This window comes from Roseomonas sp. USHLN139 (genome assembly GCF_037145735.1).
Lineage (GTDB): Bacteria > Pseudomonadota > Alphaproteobacteria > Acetobacterales > Acetobacteraceae > Pseudoroseomonas.
Genome location: NZ_JBBCWY010000005.1, coordinates 62,048 through 82,462 on the forward strand (window position 1 = coordinate 62,048; position 20,415 = coordinate 82,462).

18 protein-coding genes are annotated in these 20,415 nt (G+C 72.2%); 7 read left to right on the forward strand and 11 right to left on the reverse strand.

The window, feature by feature from the left end:
• Positions 1–182: 182 nt before the first annotated feature.
• Positions 183–1,337 carry a DUF2252 family protein gene (locus WFI16_RS15180; RefSeq protein WP_419898666.1) on the forward strand — a complete coding sequence of 385 codons (1,155 nt, stop codon included), beginning with the start codon at positions 183–185 and terminating at the stop codon, positions 1,335–1,337.
• Positions 1,338–1,543: 206 nt separating this feature from the next.
• Complete coding sequence (locus WFI16_RS15185) at positions 1,544–2,512, forward strand: Bug family tripartite tricarboxylate transporter substrate binding protein (RefSeq protein ID WP_419898667.1); 969 nt, start codon at positions 1,544–1,546, stop codon at positions 2,510–2,512.
• Positions 2,513–2,564: 52 nt separating this feature from the next.
• Here WFI16_RS15185 and WFI16_RS15190 read toward each other — a convergent pair whose 3' ends face one another.
• Complete coding sequence (locus WFI16_RS15190; protein WP_419898668.1) at positions 2,565–3,452, reverse strand: NAD(P)-dependent oxidoreductase; 888 nt, start codon at positions 3,450–3,452, stop codon at positions 2,565–2,567.
• Positions 3,453–3,545: 93 nt separating this feature from the next.
• Positions 3,546–4,565, reverse strand: coding sequence for a LacI family DNA-binding transcriptional regulator (locus WFI16_RS15195; protein WP_419898669.1), 1,020 nt, complete (start codon positions 4,563–4,565; stop codon positions 3,546–3,548).
• 71 nt (positions 4,566–4,636) lie between these two features.
• Between WFI16_RS15195 and WFI16_RS15200 the strand changes: the two genes are divergently transcribed.
• The gene (locus tag WFI16_RS15200; protein ID WP_419898670.1) at positions 4,637–5,458 is read left to right on the forward strand and encodes an N-acyl homoserine lactonase family protein; all 822 of its coding nucleotides are present in this window, start codon (positions 4,637–4,639) and stop codon (positions 5,456–5,458) included.
• Positions 5,459–5,496: 38 nt separating this feature from the next.
• Here the strand turns inward: WFI16_RS15200 and WFI16_RS15205 are convergent, their stop codons facing one another.
• Positions 5,497–6,261 carry an SDR family oxidoreductase gene (locus tag WFI16_RS15205; RefSeq protein WP_419898671.1) on the reverse strand — a complete coding sequence of 255 codons (765 nt, stop codon included), beginning with the start codon at positions 6,259–6,261 and terminating at the stop codon, positions 5,497–5,499.
• 192 nt (positions 6,262–6,453) lie between these two features.
• On the opposite strand from WFI16_RS15205, the gene WFI16_RS15210 reads away from it, so the two are divergent.
• Entirely contained in the window at positions 6,454–6,870 is a 417-nt protein-coding gene (locus WFI16_RS15210; protein WP_419898672.1) for a PRC-barrel domain-containing protein, read from the forward strand.
• A 74-nt stretch (positions 6,871–6,944) separates the two neighbouring features.
• Here WFI16_RS15210 and WFI16_RS15215 read toward each other — a convergent pair whose 3' ends face one another.
• The 3 genes from WFI16_RS15215 to WFI16_RS15225 all read right to left on the reverse strand — a co-directional run bounded on the left by WFI16_RS15215 (position 6,945) and on the right by WFI16_RS15225 (position 10,323).
• A complete protein-coding gene (locus tag WFI16_RS15215; protein ID WP_419898673.1) occupies positions 6,945–8,423 on the reverse strand; it encodes a phospholipase D-like domain-containing protein in 1,479 nt (492 codons plus the stop codon).
• Between the two features lie 96 nt (positions 8,424–8,519).
• Positions 8,520–9,479 carry a tripartite tricarboxylate transporter substrate binding protein gene (locus tag WFI16_RS15220; protein ID WP_419898674.1) on the reverse strand — a complete coding sequence of 320 codons (960 nt, stop codon included), beginning with the start codon at positions 9,477–9,479 and terminating at the stop codon, positions 8,520–8,522.
• A gap of 58 nt (positions 9,480–9,537) precedes the next feature.
• Complete coding sequence (locus WFI16_RS15225; protein WP_419898675.1) at positions 9,538–10,323, reverse strand: SDR family oxidoreductase; 786 nt, start codon at positions 10,321–10,323, stop codon at positions 9,538–9,540.
• An 87-nt stretch (positions 10,324–10,410) separates the two neighbouring features.
• On the opposite strand from WFI16_RS15225, the gene WFI16_RS15230 reads away from it, so the two are divergent.
• Positions 10,411–11,373: a tripartite tricarboxylate transporter substrate-binding protein gene (locus tag WFI16_RS15230; protein WP_419898676.1), complete on the forward strand. Its 963-nt coding sequence runs from the start codon at positions 10,411–10,413 to the stop codon at positions 11,371–11,373.
• A 2-nt stretch (positions 11,374–11,375) separates the two neighbouring features.
• Complete coding sequence (locus tag WFI16_RS15235; protein WP_419898677.1) at positions 11,376–12,701, forward strand: MmgE/PrpD family protein; 1,326 nt, start codon at positions 11,376–11,378, stop codon at positions 12,699–12,701.
• Between the two features lie 51 nt (positions 12,702–12,752).
• On the opposite strand, the gene WFI16_RS15240 is transcribed toward WFI16_RS15235, so the two are convergent.
• A complete protein-coding gene (locus WFI16_RS15240; protein WP_419898678.1) occupies positions 12,753–14,372 on the reverse strand; it encodes an FAD-dependent oxidoreductase in 1,620 nt (539 codons plus the stop codon).
• A 185-nt stretch (positions 14,373–14,557) separates the two neighbouring features.
• Between WFI16_RS15240 and WFI16_RS15245 the strand changes: the two genes are divergently transcribed.
• Complete coding sequence (locus WFI16_RS15245; RefSeq protein ID WP_419898679.1) at positions 14,558–15,244, forward strand: hypothetical protein; 687 nt, start codon at positions 14,558–14,560, stop codon at positions 15,242–15,244.
• On the opposite strand, the gene WFI16_RS15250 is transcribed toward WFI16_RS15245, so the two are convergent.
• The 4 genes from WFI16_RS15250 to WFI16_RS15265 form a co-directional block, all read right to left on the reverse strand.
• Positions 15,241–16,251 carry an aldo/keto reductase gene (locus WFI16_RS15250; protein WP_419898680.1) on the reverse strand — a complete coding sequence of 337 codons (1,011 nt, stop codon included), beginning with the start codon at positions 16,249–16,251 and terminating at the stop codon, positions 15,241–15,243. The genes WFI16_RS15245 and WFI16_RS15250 overlap by 4 nt on opposite strands.
• 20 nt (positions 16,252–16,271) lie before the next feature.
• A complete protein-coding gene (locus WFI16_RS15255; RefSeq protein ID WP_419898681.1) occupies positions 16,272–17,216 on the reverse strand; it encodes a D-2-hydroxyacid dehydrogenase family protein in 945 nt (314 codons plus the stop codon).
• Between the two features lie 110 nt (positions 17,217–17,326).
• Positions 17,327–18,733, reverse strand: a complete 1,407-nt coding sequence (locus tag WFI16_RS15260) for an aspartate aminotransferase family protein (RefSeq protein WP_419898682.1) — start codon at positions 18,731–18,733, stop codon at positions 17,327–17,329.
• 79 nt (positions 18,734–18,812) lie between these two features.
• Positions 18,813–20,342 carry an aminotransferase-like domain-containing protein gene (locus WFI16_RS15265; protein ID WP_419898683.1) on the reverse strand — a complete coding sequence of 510 codons (1,530 nt, stop codon included), beginning with the start codon at positions 20,340–20,342 and terminating at the stop codon, positions 18,813–18,815.
• Positions 20,343–20,415 lie beyond the last annotated feature (73 nt).

Here is a 20,415-nt window from a genome sequence, read left to right on the forward strand (position 1 = left end):
CACCGCCCTCCTGTCTCCCGTGCCGCCGGCCAGCCCGCCTCGTCAACCGGGGGGCAATGAAAGAGTGATCGCCCTGCCGGTCGCGGCGGCGCGAACAGGGCCGGGCCGCGGCCACCGGTGGTTCCCTGGCGCCGCGGCCTGGTGCCATGCTGGCCGCCCGCCACCTGATCCGGAGCCGCCGCATGGATATCCTCGCCTCCACCGATGCCTATGAGGACTTCCTGCGCCAGGAGCTGGGCGCCGAGGTGGTCGAGGAGGCGCTGCTGGAAAAGCGCGCCCGCATGGCGGGCGGCGCCTTTCCCTTCCTGCGCGCGACCTATTGGCGCTGGGCGGAGCAGGTGGCGGGTGTCGCCCCGGCGCTGATGGAGGCACCGGCCGTGCTGGCGGTGGGCGACATCCATCTGGAGAATTTCGGCACCTGGCGGGATGCCGAGGGGCGGCTGATCTGGGGCGTCAACGACTATGACGAAGCCGCCGAGATGCCCTACACGCTCGACCTGCTGCGGCTCGCCACCAGCGGGCTGCTGGCCGACCCCGAGGCCGATGCGCGGGAGATCGCCCGGCCGCTGCTGGCCGGCTATGCGGCCGGGCTCGACCAGCCGCGGGCAGCGGTGCTGGACCGCGAGCTCGCCTGGCTGCGCGCCCTGGTCGTGGTGCCGGAGAGCCAGCGCGCCGAATTCTGGGCCAAGCTGAAGAAGAAGCGGAAGAAGTTCCAGGCGCGCGACGACGCGGACCGGCCGGTCCTGTGGCCGCGCTACCGCGAGGCGCTGCTCGCCGCCCTGCCGCGCGGCGCCGGGCCGCCGGAGATCTGGTACCGCAGCGCCGGCCTCGGCAGCCTGGGCCGGCCGCGCTGGGTGGCGCGGGCGCATTGGCGCGGCGACTGGGTGATCCGCGAGGCCAAGGGGGTGGTGCCCTCGGCCTGGACGCGCGGCCGCCCGGGCGGGCGGGCGATCCGCTGCATGGAGATCGCCAGCGGCCGGCATCGCGCGCCGGATCCCTGGTACCGCGTGGTGGATGGGGTCGCGGTGCGGCGGCTCTCGCCCAACAACCACAAGATCGGCACCGACAAGCTGGTGGCGCATCCGGATGACGAGGAGGGCGAGGAGATGCGGCTCGGCCATGAGCTGCTGCTGCAGCCGCAGATGCTGGAGGCGATGGGGCGCGAGCTGGCGGCGATCCATCTGGGCCAGGGCCATCCGGAGCAGGCCGACCCGGCCGCCGCCATCGCCGCCGATCTCGCCGCCCGGCCGAAAGCCTGGCTGGCCGAGGCCGCCATCGCAGCGGCGCGGGACACCCAGCGCGACCAGGCGCGCTTCGCCCAGGCCTGGCACGGCTGAGGCCTGGCAAGGCTGAGACCCCGTCAGAGTCCTCGCCGCGGGGTGAGGACTCCAGCGGGAGAGGGGAGGCGCCGGCCGGCCCGCGCGGCGGGAGGTCATCGGACCCGGAAATCTGATATCGATACCAGAAAAGGAATTGTCGGACGATCCTTCAGCGGGCAAGCTGGGCCACGACCAAGAAAATCCCTGGAGGGGAGAAGACCGCCATGCCCGTGATCACCCGCCGCGCCCTGCTGGGCGCCGCCGCGGCCCTGCCGCTCGCCCGCCCCGCTCTGGCCGCCTGGCCGGAGCAGCCGATCCGCGTCATCGTCCCCTGGAATGCCGGCGGCCTGGCCGATATCGTCATCCGTGCGCTGAGCGGCCCGATGTCCGGCCCGCTGGGCCAGCCGGTGGTGATCGAGAACCGCCCCGGCGCCAATGGCGCGGTCGGCACCCAGGCGGTCGCCCGGGCCAATCCGGACGGCCATACGCTGATCCTGGCCAATGCCGAGACCCATGCGATCAACCCGCTGATCTATCCGAAATTGCCCTACAATCCGGTGACCGACTTTACGCCGGTCACCCTCTTCGCGCGCGGCCCCTTCGCGCTGATCATCCGCCCCGGCCTTGGCGTCGAGAATTTCGCCGGCTTCCTGGCCAAGGTCCGCGCCGAGCCCGGCAAGCTGACCTTCGCCTCCTGGGGCATCGGCAGCACGCCGCATCTGGCCATGGAAGGCCTGCTGAAGCAGAACGACCTGCAGATGCTGCACGTGCCCTTCACCGGGGCGGCGCCGGCCAGCACCGCCGTGGTCGCCGGCCAGGTCGATGCGATGTTCCTCAATGCCGGCCCGGCCGAGGCGGTGTCGCGCGACGGCAAGGTGAAGATCCTGGCGCTCGGCGCCGCCGAGCGGCTCTCGACCCTGCCCAATACCCCGACGCTCGCCGAACTCGGCCAGCCGATCGAGGCGGGCAACTGGTTCGGCCTGCTCGGCCCGGCGAAGATGTCGCCCGCCATCGCCGAGCGCATCGCGGCCGTGGTCGCCGAACAGCTGAAGCCGGCCCCGATGCGCGAGATCTTCCGCACCCAGGCCGCGGTGCCGACCACCACCACGCCGGAGGAGATGCGGAAGTTCATCGCCGAGGACACGGCGCGGTGGTCCTCCGTCGTGAAGGACCTCAACATCCGGCTCGACTAAACAGAAAGAAGGCCGGGGGAAGGAATTCCCCCGGACCCCCCTCTTCCTTCTGTCAGATTTCGACGCCGGCCCACTGCTCCACCACTTTCGCGATGGACGTGAAGTCGCTGTCCGCACCATATGTCGCGCTGGTCACGGCCAGCATCTGCCGCACCGCGCTGCCCACCACCATCGGCACGCCCATCGCCTCGGCCTCGTCGACGCAGAGCCGCACATCCTTGTGCGACAGCCCGGTGGCGAAGCCGAAATCGAAGCTGCGCGGGATGATGGCGCGCGGGAACTTGTCCTGCGTCGCGCTGTTGCGCCCGCTGCTGGCATTGATCACCTCGCACATCAGCGAGGGATCCAGCCCGGCCTTCACCCCCATGACGATCGCCTCCGAGGAGATCGCCAGCGCCGCCGCCGCCAGCAGGTTGTTGGCCAGCTTCAGCACCTGCGCCTGGCCGGCCTTCTCGCCGCAGAAGAAGGGTTTTCCCAGGACCGCCAGCACGGGCTCGATCTCGGCGAAGGTGTCGCGCGGCCCCGAGACCATGATCGCCAGCCTGCCCGCCGCCGCCCCGGTGATGCCGCCGGAGACGGGCGCGTCCAGCGCCACCCGCCCGGCCTCGGCGAAGGCGGCGCCGACCTGCTGCGCGATGCGCGGCCCGGTGGTCGAGAGGTCGATGAAGCGCCGCGCCCGCTGGCCCTGCAGCACGCCATCGGCCCCCAGCGCCACCTGGCGCACCACGTCGGGCGTCGGCAGGCTGCCCAGCACGACATCGGCGAGGTCCGCCACCTCGCGCGGGGTTTCGGCGCGCCGCGCGCCGGCGGCGACCAGCGGCGCGACCGAGGCCTCCACCCGGTCGCAGACCACCAGCGAATACCCGGCCTCCAGCAGGCGCAGCGCCATGCGGCTGCCCATCTGCCCGAGACCCACGAAGCCCAGCACCGGCTGCGTCATCACGTCCTCTCCCTGGGCTCCCGCGGCCCTCGCTGCCGGTCTAGGCAGCGGCGGGGCGGCGCACAAGGCAAAACATGATATCGATAACAGGATTCAGGAGCTGGCGCGCTGGATGATCTCGAAGCGCAGGTCGATCCGCATCCGCTCCGCCGAGCGGCCCTGGATGCGGTCCAGCAGGATCTCGGCGCCGCGCCGGCCGATCTCGGCGCGCGGCAGCCGCAGCGTTGTCACCGGCGGCACCATCTGGCCGAGGATCTCGAAATTGTCGAAGGCGGCCAGCGCCACGCGCCCGGGGATCGCCCAGCCGCGCCGCTGGCATTCGAAATGCGCGCCGATCGCCAGCACGTCGCCGGCGAAGAAGATGGCATCCGCCTGCGCGCCTTCCACCAGCCGCACCACCGCCTCGGCGCCCGAGGGCAGGCCGGGCGGCATTTCCAGCATCAGCCGCGGATCGGCCGGCAGGCCGAGCTCCTGCAGCGCGGCGCGGAAGCCGGCCTGCCGCGCCCGGCTGCGGTCGTTGCGCGCCGCCGGCAGCGTCACCAGCGCGATGCGGCAATAGCCCAGGCGATGCAGGTGCAGCACCATCGCCCGCGCCGCCTCCTCGTTGGAATAGCTGACCACCATGTCGATGGGATCGGCCGCCATCTCGCCGGTCTCCACCACCGGCACGCCGGCGCGGGCCAGCATCTGCCGCGCGCTGTCGGCATGGCGCGTGTTGTGCAGCATCAGCCCGGCGACGCGCTGCGCCAGGAAGGCGGTGATCAGCGCCGCCTCGTCCTCCTCGCGATCGCCGCAATCGGCGACCATCAGCTGGTAGCCCTGCCGCCGCAGCACCTCGGAGACGCCCTGGATGGTCGGCGCGAAGAGCGAGTTCTCCAGGCTCGGCACGATCAGCCCGATCACCCGGCTGTTCTGCGAGGAGAGGCTGCCGGCCAGCCGGTTCGGCACATAGCCGATGGTGGCCACCGCCGCCTCCACCCGCCGGCGGATCTCGGGCGAGACCTTCTCCGGATCGCTCAGCGCGCGCGAGACGGTCATGGTCGAGACCCCCGCCTGCTGCGCCACGTCGCGCATCCGCGCCGCCGCGCCCCGCTTGCCCTCGGCCGCCGTCACGGCCGACACTCCGCCTCAATCACGCAGCGCGCCGGAGGCAACCGGCGGCGCAGGGAAGGACTCCAGGCCCCATGACCGACACTGATGACGATGTCTATGCGATCCATGCCGTCAAATATGCGCATCACGACCGTCCGGCCTATGAGAATTTCATCGGGGCCGACCCGCATGACAATGCCAACATGCCACTCGACTACTTTGTCTGGGCCATTGTCGGGCGCAGGCGGACCTTCGTGCTGGACACCGGCTTCGATGCGCCGACCGCGCGCAAGCGCGGCCGCCAGCTGCTCTGCACCCCGGCCGAGGGGCTCGCGCGCATCGGCGTCCAGGCTGACCAGGTGCAGGACGTGGTGCTGTCGCACATGCATTACGACCATGCCGGCAACAGCGACATGTTCCCGGCGGCGCGCTACCACCTGCAGGACAAGGAGATGGCCTATTGCACCGGCCGCTGCATGTGCCACCAGGTGTTGCGCGCGCCCTTCGAGCCGACCGACGTCCAGGCCATGGTCGGCCGCCTGTTCGAGGGCAGGGCGCGGTTCCACGACGGCAGCGCGGAACTCGCCCCCGGCATCAGCCTGCACCATGTCGGCGGCCATTCGCTCGGGCTGCAGGTGATGCGGGTGAAGACCCGGCGCGGCTTCGTCGTGCTGGCCTCGGATGCAACGCATTTCTACGCCAATTTCCAGCAGCGCCGGCCCTTCCCCATCGTCGCCGACGTGGCGCAGATGCTGGAGGGCTATGACACGCTGCACCGCCTGGCCAGCTCGCCCGACCACATCATCCCGGGGCATGACCCGGCGGTGCTGGACCTCTACCCGGCCTCGGCGCCGGGGCTGGAAGGGCAGGCGGTGCGGCTCGACGCCGATCCGCGGCAGGGCGCGATGGCCTGAGGCGGGATCGCCGGAAAGCCCGGCGCCCGCCGCCGCGGCTAGACGGCGCGCACCCAGCCGCCATCGACATCCAGGACGGACCCCTGGATGTAGCTGGCCTCGGGGCCGAGCAGGAAGGCGGTGGCGGCGGCGATCTCATCCGGCTCGCCGAAGCGGGCAACGCCGGTGGCGGCCGCCAGCGCCGCGGCCGCGGCCTCGGCGTCCAGCCCCTGCTCCTGCTGCACGGTGGCGATCCGCCCGGTCAGCCGGTCGGTGCGGATGCTGCCGGGATTGATGGCATTCACCCGCACGCCGTCGCGCACGCCGCGATCGGCCAGCGCCTTGGTCAGATTGGCCAGCGCCGCATTGACCGCACCACCCACGGCGAAGTCGGCGCTGGCCACGCGGCCGCCGACCCCGGCGATCAGCACGATCCTGCCGGAGGCGGCCTGCAGATGCGGCCAGGCGGCGCGGCACAGCCCGGCGCCGCCGAACAGCTTCAGCGCGAAGCCCTGCTGCCAGGCGTCGTCGTCCAGCGAAAGAAAGTCGCCGCGTGGGGTGGCGCCGGCGCTGTGTACCAGCAGGTCCAGGCGGCCGAACTGCCGCACCGCCTCGGCCACCGCCTGCGCCGCGGCACCGGGCGCGGCGAGGTCGGTGGCGAAGGCGGCGGCGCCGGGCAGGGCGGCCGCCTCGGCCTGCAGCGCCGCCGCCGAGCGCGCCACCAGCAGCACGCGCGCCCCCTCCGCGGCGAGGCGGCGGGCGATGGCGAGGCCGATGCCGCGGCTGGCGCCGCTGACCAGGGCGGACTGTCCGGAAAACATCATGGGGTGACTCCAGGCTCGTGGGGCATCGCGGCCGATGGTGTCATCGCGCGGCCGGCTTGGACACCGGCGCGCTGCGCCACGCTGCCGCTTTCCGCCGCCCGCCAGGCCCGCGGTCGCCCCGGGGCCGCCGGGCGCGGCGCGAAACCCGCGGCCGGCGCCGGCCGTTAAACCCGCTCACCAGGAGGAAATCCGATGAGCGGCATCGAGATGAATCACGGCGGCACCGCCGACCGCAGCGGCGACGTGGAGCGCGACGAGACGGCCAGCCTGATCTCGTCCGAGAAGGTCGAAGGCACCGCGGTCTATGACACCGAGGGCAACAAGCTGGGCTCGATCCACAGCGTGATGATCGGCAAGCGGGACGGCAAGGTGTCCTATGCCGTGCTCTCCTTCGGCGGCTTCCTCGGCATCGGCACGGACTACTACCCGGTCCCCTGGAATCAGATGAAATACGACACGCGGATGGATGGCTATGTCATCGGCATTACCCGCGAGCAGCTCGAGGGCGCGCCGCGCTACGGCTCGAGCTCGGACTGGCAGGCGGCCAGCCGCGGCTGGTCGGGTGATGTCGATCGCTACTACACCGGTCCGGCCTTCCCCTCGCCGTAACGGCACCGTAGCCGTGCTGCCGTCTGGCTCCCTCCGTCCGAGAGGGGGCTGGATGGCGTGGCGCGTGCTCGCGCTTAGCGCGACCGGCGGAGCCGCCGCAGCCGGCCGCGGAACAGGCCGCGCCGGCTGAGCGCCTCGAACATCTCCTCCGGCCCCTCGGGGTCGAGCACCTCATGGTCGGCCAGCCAGGCCTCCACCGCGCCGAGGTCCGGCTCCTCGTAGGGCCGCAGCGACCGGCCGGGCCCGCGCAGTGCCTCGATGGCGGCGATCAGCGATCCCTCACGGGCAATGGCCTCGGCGACCGCCTCTTTCGGCACGCCGACATGTTCGGCCAGCAGGTCGTCGCGGGTGTCGCGGATGCGCGCCGACAGTTCCTCCGCCTCCGCCGGCGCGCCGGCATCGATGGCGACGTCGCATTCGGTGTCCAGGCGCATCGAGCGGTTGTTGAGGTTGGAGGAGCCGATGCGCAGCACCCGGTCATCGACGATCATGATCTTGGCGTGGCAGTAGATCGCCTCGCCTTCGGCGGTGAAGGGGTGATAGAGGCGGAAGCGCGTGCCCGTGGTATCGAGCCGCCGCAGCGCCTCGTGCAGCCGGGCGCGGGCGGTGTCCATCGCCACCGGCTCCAGCCAGCCCTGGGCGCTGACCGGATTGACCAGGACGATCTCCGGGCCGTCGGGCTCGGCCAGCCGCCTGGCGATGGCCTCGGCGACGCGGCGCGAGGCGAAATACTGGCTCTCGGCATAGATGCAGTGGCGCGCCGCGGCGATCAGCTCGAGATGCAGCCGCTCCACCTCGCGCACCGCCTCGCGGTCCGGCGTTTCCGGGCTGGAGCGGGCGATCGCCACCCGGACATCCTCGAATTGCGGCCGCAGGGTCGCGGGCCAGCAGCTGCCGCCCGCTGGAATCGATACCAGCGGCTTGCCCCCGGCGGCCAGCCAGCGCGCCTCCGCCAGCTCGCCCAGCGCCGCGGCCGCCTGGCCCTCCAGCGCCGTGGTGGCATCGTGCCAGGGCTTGTAGGGCCGCCCGCCGGGATTGACCCGCTGTGGGTCGTGGTCGCGATGCGCGCGCGTGTCCCAGCGCTCGCCCGTCATGTCGATGCCGCCGCAGAAGGCGGTGCGGTCGTCGAGGACGACGATCTTCTGGTGGTGCGAGGCCCCCGTCGGATGGGCGCCATCCAGCTTGGTGTGGATGCGGTCGTGCCACATCCAGCGCGCCAGGGTGAGGATGGTGCTGCCGCGGAACACCGTCTTGATGGCGCCCAGATCCCAGCGCAGCAGATAGACGTTCAGTTCCGGCCGCTTTCGCACCAGCCAGAGGATGAAGTCGCCGAGCTGGTCCGGGGCCTCGTCCTGGTTGCCCAGGCCCAGATGGATGCGGGCATCGAAGTCCCAGCCGATCAGCAGGATGCGGTGGCGCGCGGCCAGCATGGCGGCGCGGGCGACCCGGAAATACTCATCCGCGTCGACGATCACCGCCAGCTTCTCCGCCGGCTCGATGCGCCAGCAGGTCTCGCCCGGCCGAAGCAGGGATGCCGGGCCGGAAGAGGGCATCATGGACTCCATGTGCCCTTTAACCAGATTACGACGGCCTTGACGATGCCGCCGCCGGCTTTCCGCAGCGCGGAAGCGCCGTCCTTCCAGGCCAAGTCATTCCAGGCTGATCCGGGCGTCGCGCACCACCGTGCCGATCTTGTCGCGCTCGGTCAGCATGAACCGGACCAGCTCCTCCGGCGGGGCGGTGGTGACCTCGGCGCCCATCTCCAGCAGCAGGGCGCGTTCGGCCGGCGTGCCGATGATGGCGTTGATCGTGGCGTTCAGCTTCGCCACCACCGCCGGCGGCATCCCGGCCGGGCCGATCACCGCGTACCACTCGTCGATGGCGAAGCCGGGCAGGCCGGATTCGGCCAGGGTCGGCACCTCCGGGAGATAGGGCGCCCGGTTGGCCGAGGTCACCGCCAGGGCGCGCAGCCGCCCGTCGCGCACGAAGGGCAGGGTGGAGCTGGCATTGCCGAACATCAGCTGCAGCGACCCGCCGGCGAGATCGGCCAGCGCCGGCCCGCCGCCACGATAGGGCGCATGGGTCATGCTGGTGCCGGTCGCCAGCCGGAACATCTCGCCGGAGATATGCACGGCCGAGCCGATGCCGGGCGAGCCGAAGGCCAGTTCGCCGGGCTTCTGCTTGGCCAGCGCGATCAGCTCGGCGACGCTGGTCACCGGCAGGCGCGGATTGACCACCAGGATATTGGCCACCCGCGCATGCAGGGCGATCGGCGTGACGTCGCGGATCGGGTCGTAGCTGGCCTGGCGCTGCATCGCCGGCATGGAGATCAGCGTGCTGGTCACCATGCCGATGGTGTGGCCATCGGGCGCGGCGCGCGCCAGCTCCACCGTGCCGATGGCGCCCGAGGCGCCGCCGCGGTTGTCGATCACCACCGGCTGGCCGAGCGCCGCCGAGAGCGGCGCCTGCAGCTGGCGCGCCAGGATGTCGGTGGTGCCGCCGGGCGGCCAGGCGACCACCAGGCGGATCGGCCGGCTGGGCCAGCTCTCCTGCGCGAGGGCGAGGCCGGGCGCGGCAAGCGCTGCGGCCAGCAGGGCACGTCGTTGCATGGTCTTCCCTCCCATGTTGCGGCCGCGCCTCTGGGCCGGGCGCGGTCCGCGGGTCAGATCAGGCGGCGGACCAGCCGCCATCCACCGGCAGGGCGGCGCCGGTCAGGTCGGCCGCCGCCTCGCTGCAGAGCCAGGCGGCCAGCCCGGCCACCGCGCCGAGGCCGATGAAGCGGCCGGTCGGCTGCTTGCCGTGCAGCACCGCGGCCGTCGCCGCGTCGCGCAGCTCGCCGCGCTGCATGGCCGCCTCGATGCGCGATTCGATGCCGGGCGTCAGGCTGGTGCCGGGGCAGAGCGCGTTGCAGGTGATGCCCTGCCGCGCCGTCTCCAGCGCGACCGCGCGGGTCAGCCCGATCAGCGCCGTCTTGGTGACGACATAGCCGACCCGGTCGACGGCGCCGACCAGCCCGTAGATCGAGGACATGTTGAGGATGCGGCCCCAGCCCGCCGCCTGCATCGCCGGCAGCGCCAGGCGGATGGTGTGGAAGGCGGCCGAGAGGTTCACCGCGACATCGGCGTCCCAGTCCGCAGCCGGCATTCTTTCGACAGGCCCGAAATGGCGGGTGGCGGCGTTGTTCACCAGGATGTCGAGGGGGCCCACGGCGGCCATCAAGCTGGTGATGGCGGCCGGGTCGGCCAGGTCGGCATGGTGATAGGCGACGGCGACGCCATGCCGCGCGGCCAGATCGGCGCGCACCGGCTCCGCCGCCTCCGGCGTCGCCAGCCCGTGCAGATGCAGCGCGCAGCCTTGCGCGCCCAGGGCTTCGGCCACGGCCAGCCCCAGCCCCCCGGTCGAGCCGGTGACCAGCGCCCGGCGCCCCTGCAACGAACCTTCGGCTTCACCCAATTGACCGTCCCTCCCGGATGCGCCACCTTGATATCGATAACATAAGGGCGCGGCAAGCACCCGATCACCGGAGAGGAGCCTTCCACCATGCCCCGCATCCCCCGCCGGCCGCTGCTCGGCGGCGCCGCCGGCCTGCTGGCCTGCCCCAGCGTGCTGCGCGCCCAGTCGCGGCCCATCCGGCTGCTGGTGCCCTATGCCCCGGGGGGCGGCACCGACATCTTCGCGCGCGCCCTCGCCGAGGGGCTGACCGAGACGCTGGGGACGACGGTGCTGGTGGAGAACCGCGCCGGCGCCAATGGCTCGATCGGCTCGGAGGCGGTGGCGCGGGCCGAGCCGGACGGGCAACTCTTCCTGGTCGATACCGGCAGCCACGTCATGAACAGCTACACCATGCCGAGCCTGCCCTATCAGCCGCTGCGCGATTTCTCGCCGGTCGCCCTGCTGTCGAAGTTTCCGCTGCTGCTGACGGCCTCCGCCAGCGCGCCGTTCCGCGACGTGGCCGGGCTGATCGCGGCGGCGAAGGCCGCGCCGCGCAGCATCGGCTTCGGCACCTCGGATGCGGCGATCTCCTATGCCGGCAATCTCTTCACCCGCCTGGCCGGCATCGAGATGGTGGAGGTGCCCTATCGCGGCGCGGCCCCCATCCTGAACGACCTGGTGGCCGGGCACCTGCCGACGGGCTGGAACAGCACGGTGGCGGCGGCGCAGCATCTCTCCGCCGGACGGATCCGCGCGCTCGGCGTCACCACCCCGGCGCGCAGCCCGCTGCTGCCCGAGGTGCCGACGCTGGCCGAGGCCGGCGTCACCGGCTACGATTTCGCCGGCTGGTACGTCATGGTCGGGCCGGCGAAGCTGCCGGCGGCCACCGCCACGCGCATGCACGAGGCGGTGCTGAAGACGCTGGAACTGCCGCGGGTGCGCGAGCGGCTGCTGTCCATCGGCGCCGATCTCGGCGTGCTGGGGCCGGCACCGCTGGCCAGCTTCCTCCGCGAGGAGGATGCGCGCTGGGCCCAGGCCGCGCGCGACGGCCTGATCAGCCGGATGCAGTGACCATGACCGACCAGGATTATGCCGGCGCTTCGCTCGGCCGCTTCATCGCCGATCATCCGGCTGACGGGTTCTCGCCGGCGCTCTGGCATGAGGGGCGGCGCTCGCTGCTGAACTTCTTCGGCGGCGCGCTGGGGGTGGCGCGGGACCCGGCGGTGGAGACGGCGCTGAAGGTGATGGCGCCCTTCTCGGGGCCGGAGCGCGCCACGCTGATCGGGCGCGGCGAGAAGCTCGACGCCATGGGCGCCGCCTTCGTCAACTGCATCGCCGCCAATCTGCTCGACTTCGACGACACGCATCTGGAGACGGTGATCCACCCGACCGCCGCCGTCGCGCCGCCGCTGCTGGCCCTGGCCGAGCTGCGCGGCTTCTCCGGCACCGCGGTGCTCGAGGCCTTCCTGATCGGCGCCGAGGTGGAATGCCGCCTGGGGGTCGCGGTCTCGCCCGGGCATTACGCGCGGGGGTGGCACATCACCTCGACCTGCGGCGTGTTCGGCGCGGCGGCCGGCTGCGCGCGGCTGCTCGGGCTGGATCCGGTGCAATGCTGGACGGCGCTCGGCATCGCGGCCAGCCAGTCGGCGGGGCTGGTGGAGAACCTTCCCTCGGCGGCCAAGAATGTCGGCATGGGCAATGCGGCGCGCAACGGGCTGCTGGCGGCGCTGTTCGCCGAGGCGGGCTATGGCGCGGCGCCGGCGGCGATCGAGGGCAGGCTGGGCTGGGCGCGGGCGATGGGCGACGTGCCCGACCTGGCGCGGCTGGTCGGCGGCCTGGGCGAGCGGTGGGAGATCGCTCGCAACACCTACAAGCCCTATCCGGCCGGCATCGTCTTCCATGCGGTGATCGATGCCTGCCTGGAGCTGCGCGCCAAGCTGGGCGACGGGCTGGGCGAGGTGGCGGAGATCCTGGTGGAGGGCGACCAGCTGCTGCTCGACCGCGGCGACCGGGTGCTGCGCAACGAGCGCGACGCCCGCGTCAGCATCCACCACTGCGTCGCCGTCGCGCTGCTGCGCGGGCGGGCCGGGGTCGAGGATTTCTCGATGGCCGCGGTGCAGGACAGCCAGGTGGCGGCGCTGCGCGGCAAGGTGCGGGCCGGGCTGGATGCCTCGCTGCCGCGCGGCGCCGCGCGGGTGAGTGTGCGGCGGGCAGACGGTTCGCGGCAGGTGGCCGAGGTGCGCGAGCCGCGCGGCAGCGAGGGCCGGCCGATGTCGGATGCCGAGCTGGAGGCGAAGTTCCTGGCCAATGGCGGCTCACCCGCTCAGGCGGCCGCCGTCTGGGGCCTGGACCGTTGCGCCTCGGTCGGCGCCGCGATGCGCCTGTTTGCTGTCTCGTAGAAGAAGATGATGGGGGTATGGGGGAAGAATTCCTTCTTTCCCCATGCTTGCCTATCTGTTCCTTGCCAGCATCCGCTTCGCCGCGACATAGCCCCAGGTCATGTTCGGCCCGATCGTGGTGCCGGCGCCAACGGAGCGGGTGCCGAGCGGATTGGCCATGGCGACGCCGGCGCAGAACAGGCCGGGGATGATGCTGCCATCGGCGCGCAGCACTTCGGCCTGGTCGTTGGTGCGCGGGCCGCCCTTGGTCGCCAGGATCGAGCGGTTGAAGGGCATCGCCAGGAAGGGCGCGGTCGCGATCGGGTCCAGCCCGGCGCGCCGGCGCTTGTCGACGGCGGCGGCGTCGCGGCCGGCGGGGCGGCCGAAATCGCGGTCCTGGCCCGCGGCGGCGGCGGCGTTGAAGCGCTCGACCGTCGCCCGCAGCGTCGCCGGATCGAGGCCGATCTTCTGCGCCAGCTCGTCGAGGGTCGCGGCCTGGCGCAGCCAGGCCGGATCGTGCCGGGCGGCCCAGCGCACCAGCGGCAGGCGCTTCAGCATCGCCGCGTCGCTGATCACCCAGGCCGGCAGGTGCAGCGGCTGGCCATCGGCGCCGCGGCCATCGATGAACTCGCCGATGTTGAAGCGCAGCTCATTGACGAAGCGGTGGCCGTGGCGGTTGACCAGGATGGCATTGGGCTCGGTGTGGAAGGGCACCGGCATGGCCAGGACCCTTCCCTGATAGCGCTTGGGGATCGAGGGCGTCAGCGTCGCCTGGTCCATATGCGCGAGCTCGGCGCCCACCGCCGCCGCCATCTTCTGGCCGTCGCCGGTGTTGCTGTCGGGACTGCCGAGATAATCCACCGGCCCCGGGAAATGCCGCTGCAGCAGGGAAGCGTCCCATTCGAAACCGCCGGTCGCGATCAGCACGCCGCGGCGGGCGCGGTATTCCTTCCGGACACCGCGCTGCTCGACGATGGCGCCGGTGACGGCGCCGGTGCCGTCGGTGGTCAGCGAGACGGCCCGCGCCCCGCGCTCGATGGTGCAGCCGCTGTCCAGGCAGCCGCGCAGCAGGCCGATGATCAGCGCCGTGCCCTTGCCGCCGGTGCTGGTCAGCACCCGCCAGAGCAGCCGCGGCCAGAGCTGGAAGGCGGTGCGGATCGGATGGTGGTAGAGATCGGTCTCGACCGCCTCGTGATAGGTGAAGACCTCCGGGATGGTCGAGCGGCGCACCGCGAAGCCGAGCCGGCCGAGCCGCCAGCGGCTGAGCGGCAGCGGCGACATCATGCGGCCGCGCGGCTTGGCGCCGGGCAGGTCGCGCAGCGGATCGGGCTCGGGGGTGAGCGCGAAGCGCAGCGGGCTGTGCGCCTCGACGAATTCCAGCATTTCCGGCGCGGCCTCGACGAAGCGCTGCCAGAGCGCGTCCTCGGTCGCCGCCCAGCCTTCGGGCGCGGCGGCGCGGATATAGGCCAGGGCTTCCTCGGCGCTGTCCTCGATGCCGGCGGCGCGGGCATGGTGGCTGGCCGGGATCCAGGTGCCGGCACCCGACATGGCGCTGGTGCCGCCCAGCACCTCGGCCTTTTCCAGCACGGTGACGGACAGCCCGCCGACAGCGGCGGCCAGCGCCGCGGTCAGCCCGGCGGAGCCGGAGCCGAGGACGAGGACATCGGTGTCGATCGGGGCGGGCATGCTCATGCGCATCGCTTCTAGTCGGTTTTCCCAAACCGTAAAGTTTCCCAGGGCGCAAAGCTTGCCCTGGCTCCGGAACGAAGGCAGAATCATTCGCCCGCGACAGCGCCGTTGCGGAGGCTCCCGGGACACAGAGAACGGCCCATGAACAATTGCGAGCATCCGGCGCCGGGGCGTGGTAGGATCGGCGCATGAGCGACACGAGTGGGCCGCGCCGCCCCCGCCGGCTGCCCTGGGACTTCCATCCCTCGCTGACCGAGGAGCGGCTGATCGCCGCCGCCGGCCTGCTGGTGCGCGGGCGCGAGGATGCCGTGGCGCAGGCCGACTACTGGGCCGGCGATGATGCCTGGTCGATCGGCTGCCGCGCCTATTCCTTCACCAAGCACCAGGTGCGCGCGGCGGCCGAGGGCGGCCGCTACCACTGGCTGAAGGTGCTGGACCACACGCATCATTTCGTCTTCATGATCGACGACGTGCCGGTGCGCTTCTACCGCGGCGACGCCGAGGATCCCAGCAAGCGCACCCTGCTGCGGCAGCAGCTGGAGGCGGACCAGATCTCCATGGTCTTCGGCCGGGAATTCGAGGAGGAGGGGGTGATGTTCCGCCTCGCCATCGAGACCGACGAGGACGGGCATGTCAGCCGCGTCGTCTTCCTGGCGCTGCGCGGCGAGCAGGGCGTCGTCGAATGCTTCTGGCCGGTGCCGATGGCCGAGCGCGCCGCCGCCAAGGTCGAGGCGCCGCGCGGCCGCCGCAACAGCGCCGCCGCCCTGCAGCTGCCGCTACTGCCGGGGGCGGGGCCGGCGCTGCCCTCGGCCGCGCAGGGCAAGGCCGGGCGCCGCGCCGGCGGCCGGCCGGCACCGTCGCGCAAGACCGGCTAGGCCGTCAGCGGCTTGCGGCCCTCCAGCGGATAGGCCGGGTCGTTGTAGCCGGGCGTCGAGGGGTGTCCCGGCGGCACCAGGGAGTCGACCAGCGCCTCGTCCTCGGCCGTGAAGGTGTAGTCGAGGGCGCCGAGATAGTCCTGCCACTGCGCCTCGGTGCGCGGGCCGGCGATGGGCGCGGTGACCAGGCGGTTGTTCAGCACCCAGGCGACGGCGAACTGGCCGGCGGTGATGCCGCGGCTCTCGGCATGGGCGCGCAGCCTCTGGGCGATGGCGATGCTCTCCGGCCGCCACTCGGTCTCCAGCATGCGGCGGTCGGCGCGGGCGGCGCGGCTGCCGGGCTCGGGCGCCGCCTGGCTGGCATATTTGCCGGTCAGCACGCCGCGCGCCAGCGGGCTGTAGGGCACCACGCCCAGGCCGTAATAGGCGCAGGCCGGCAGGTGCTCGACCTCGGGCATGCGGTTCAGCGCGTTGTAGTAGGGCTGGCTGACCACGGGCCGGTCGATGCCGGCCTCGTCGCAGAGCCGGCAGATCTCCGCCACCCGCCAGCCGCGATAGTTGGAGACGCCGAAATGCAGGATCTTGCCGGCGCGCAGCAGGTCGGCCAGCGCCCGCACCGTCTCGGCCAGCGGCGTCGCATGGTCCTCCTTGTGCAGGTAGAGGATGTCGATGGTCTCGGTGCCGAGGCGCCGCAGGCTGTCCTCGGCCGCCTGCAGCACGTGACGCCGCGACAGGCCGCGGTCGTTCGGGCCGGGGCCGACCGGATTGGCCAGCTTGGTGGCCAGGACCCAGTGGCGGCGATGGGCGCGGATGGCGCGGCCGACCACCTCCTCCGAGCGGCCGCCATTATAGGCATTGGCGGTGTCGATGAAGTTGATGCCGTGATCGCGGGCATGGTCGATGATGCGGGCCGAGGTCGGCTCGTCGGTGGCCTCGCCGAACATCATGGTGCCGAGGCAGAGCGGCGAGACCTTCAGCCCGCTGCGGCCGAGGGGGCGGTACTTCATGGGGTTTCCTTCCTGGGGCTTCAGCGCAGCTCGCGGACCGGGGCGCCGGCGCGCCAGGCGGCGATGGCCTCGACCATGTCGGGGAAGAACTGGGCGTAGCTGCCCTCGGTGACATAGCCGAGATGCGGGCTGAGCACGGCGTTCTTCTCGGTCCGCAGCGGATGGTTCTCCGGCAGCGGCTCGATGTCGTAGACGTCGAGGCCGGCGGTGATGCGGCCCTGCCGCAGGGCGTCGAGCAGCGCGGCCTCGTCGACCAGCGGCCCGCGCGAGGTGTTGACCAGCACGGCGCCCGGCTTCATCGCCGCCAGCTCGGCGCGGCCGACAATGCCGCGCGAGCGCTCGGACAGCACCAGATGCAGGCTGACCACGTCGGAGCCGGCGAAGAGTTCTTCCTTGCTCACTTGGCGCACGCCGAGCTCGGCGCAGCGTTCGGCGGAAAGGTTCTGGCTCCAGGCCACCACCTCCATGCCGAAGGCGCGGGCCACGGGGACCATCTGCGCCCCCAGCCGCCCGAGGCCGGCGAGCCCGAGCACCCGGCCGTGCAGAACGCGGCCGATGCTGGCCTGCCACAGCCCCTGGCGCAGGCGCGCATCCTCCTGCGGCAGCTGGCGCATCGCCGCCAGCATCAGCGCCCAGGCGAGCTCGGTGGTGGCGTAGAGGGATTCGCCGCCGCGGGTGTGGCAGACGGTGACGCCCTGGGCGCGGGCGGCCGCCACGTCCAGCGCGCGGTTATGCGCGCCCGTGGTCACCAGCAGCCGGAGATTCCTCAGCTGCGCCAGCAGCGCGGCCGGCATCGGCTGGCGCTCGCGCATCAGGCAGACCACCTCATAATCGGCGAGGATCTCGGCGGCCTGCTCGCCCAGCGGCTGGTCGAAGAAATCGACCTGGGCCTGGTCGCCGAGGGACTGCCAGTCGGCGAGCGTCGCCCCCACCCGCTGATAGTCGTCGAGAACCGCAATGCGCATGGCTTCCCCCGTGGCTTTGGGCGCGCATCCTGCGCCCGGTTCCGCCGGGCCGCCAAGGGGGGGAGGGAGGATCGGCGCCGCCACCGCGGCGGCGCCGGAGAGGGAAGGGCCTATTCGGCCGCCTGTCGGTCGGCGGCCAGCAGCCCCTGGCGCCGGGCTTCCGCCAGGCCGATGTCGAGCACCTCGGCGACCACCGAGAACAGCTCGTCGACCTGGGCCTTGGTGATGATCAGCGGCGGGCAGAAATAGACGGCATCCGGGCTGGCGCGGACGATCAGCCCCTTCTCCATCGCCGCGGCCTGGATCATGGCGCCGATCCCGGCGGCGGCCGGCAGCACCGTGCGGCTGGCCTTGTCGGTCACCAGCTGCAGCGCGCCGATCAGGCCGACGCCGCGCGCCTCGCCGACCAGCGGATGGTCGAGGAAGCCGCGCAGCTTCGCCTGGAAATGCGCGCCCACCTCGGCGACATGGCCGATGATGTCGCGCTCCTCGTAGATCTTCAGCGTCTCCAGCGCGACGGCGGACGACACCGGATGCCCGGCATAGGTGAAGCCATGCGCGAAATTGCCGAGCCGGCCGGCGAGCCCCGTGATGGCCTCCGCGATCGGCGCGCTGATCAGCGTCGCCGAGATCGGCAGATAGGCCGAGGACAGCGCCTTGGCCACCGTCATGATGTCGGGCTCGATGCCGAAGGTGTCGCAGCCGAACATCTGGCCGGTCCGGCCGAAGCCGCAGATCACCTCGTCGGCGATCATCAGGATGTCGTGCTGGCGCAGCAGCGCCTGGACGCGCGGGAAATAGTCGCGCGGCGGCACGATGACGCCGCCGGCGCCGTTCACCGGCTCGGCGATGAAGGCGCCGATGGTCTCCGGCCCCTCCCGCAGGATCAGCTCTTCCAGGTTCTTCAGCAGGCGGTCGGTGAACTGCGCCTCGCTCTCGCCCGGCTCGCCGTAGAGATAGTGGCTGGGGCAGTCGGTGCGCAGCACCGGCCCCATCGGCAGGTCCCACGCATTGTGGTTGTGCGGCAGGCCGGTCAGGCTGCCGGAGAAGACGGTGATGCCGTGATAGCCGCGATGCCGGCCGATGATCCGCTTCTTGTTCGGCCGGCCGAGCGCGTTGTTGTAGAACCAGACCAGCTTGGCGGCCTGGTCGTTGGCCTCTGAGCCGGAATTGGCAAACAGCACCTTGGACAGGCTCTTCGGCGCGATCTTCAGCAGCGCCTCGGCCAGCTCGATGCTGGGCTCGGTCGAGCGGCCGCCGAAGATGTGGTAGGTCGGCAGCTGCTCCATCTGCCGCACCGCCGCCTCGATCAGCCGCTTCTCCGAGAAGCCGAGCGAGGTCGACCACAGCCCGGCCATGCCCTCCAGATAGCGCTTGCCGGAATCATCATGCACATAGACGCCGTCGCCGCGTGCCATGATGGTCGGGCCGCTCTCCTTGTGCTTCTCCAGGTTGGTATAGGGGTGGATCAGCGTGGCGACATCGCGGGCGGCGAGCGAATTCGGGTTGCTGGTCATGGCGCGGGCTCCAGGGCGGCTTGCGTGGTGAATCGCTAGCCCGCCGGCCGGGCGTCGCGACAGGGCCAGTTGCGCGAATTCAACCCGGCCAGCCGGCCACGATCTCGGGAAGGCCCTGGCGCGCCGCGCGGATCTCCGGCCGCAGCGTCTCCAGCGCGCGGCCGAGCCCGGCCAGCCCCGGCTCGATCCGCTCGGTGCCGATCGACGAAAAGCCCAGCCGGAAATTCCCCAGCCCCTGGCCCGGCTCATCGTAGAAGAATTCGCCGGGCTCGATGAGGACGCCCTGGCCGCGGGCGATCTCGGCCAGCTGCCGCGCCGACACGCCGGACGGCGCGGTGACCCAGACGCTGCTGGCGCCGACGCCGCGCTGCGTCCGGCAGCCCGGCAGATAGGCCGGCAGCAGCCGGTCCATCAGCCGGGCGCGCTCGGCCAGCACCCGCCCGACCCGCCGCAGATGGCTGCGGTAATGGCCGAGGCCGATGAAGCAGGCGAGGCTCCGCTGGTTGTTGCCGGGCGGGTGCCGCATGATCAGCCGGCGCAGTGCGCGCAGCTCGGCGATCACCGGCGGCGGCGCCACGACGAAGCCCAGCCGCAGCCCCGGCGACAGCGTCTTCGAGAAGCTGCCCACATGGATCACCCGCCGCGTCGCATCCAGCGCCCGCAGCGGCGGCGGCCGCACCCCCTCGGGGAAGAGGTCGGTGTCGTATTCATCCTCGACCAGGATGATGTCGCGGGCCCGCGCCAGCCGCAGCACCGCCTGGCGCCGCTCGGCCGACATCACCGCCGAGGTCGGGCTCTGGTGGCCGGGGGTCAGCAGCACCAGCTCGCACCCCGCGAAGGCCGCATCCGGCACCGCGCCCTCGGCATCCACCGCCAGCCGCCGCAGCCGGTCGGTCTGCAGCCGCGCCATGCGGCGCAGGTCGGGATAGCCGGGCTCCTCCATCCCCACCACGGTCTGCCGCCCGGCGAAGAGCCGCAGGATCAGGTAGAGCGCCTGCTGCGCGCCCAGCGTGATCATCACCTCGGCCGGCTCGGCCCAGATGCCGCGCCGCGGCAGCACCTGCTGGCAGAGCTGCTCGATCAGCGCCGGGTCGTCCTCGTCGATGCGGTCGACCGACCAGCTCTGGATGGCGCCGGCGCTGGAGGCGATCTTCACCGCCTCGCGCCATTCGGCGGCCGGGAACAGCCCGGGGTCCAGTTCGCTGGACAGAAAGGGGAAGCGGTAGCGCTGCCAGTCCACCGGCTTGGAGAAATGCGGCGTGCGGCCCGGGCGTACCGCGAAGCGCGCCTCCCAGCCCTCCTGCGGCGGCAGCGCCGCGGCCAGCCCGGCCGGCGCCGCCTCCTGCGGCGCGACATAGATGCCGCTGCGCTCGCGCGCCGTCAGCAGCCCCTCATCCACCAGCTGCTGATAGACCTCGACCACGGTGATACGGGCGACGCCCAGCAGCCCGGCCAGCTGCCGTCCCGAAGGCAGCCGCGTCCCCGGCGCCAGCCGCCGCGCCGCCATGGCCTGCAGCAGCGCCTGGCGGATCTGCGGCTTCAGCTGCCCGCCGGCACGGTCGATGCCGGCGAAGAGGCCGGTCCATTCAAGCTCGGGGTCGCGCGACATGCGGGCCATGATCGGCAAACGCCGCGCCAGGGGCAAGCGACCTCGACAGCCGCGCGGCGCCGGGCTCTGATGC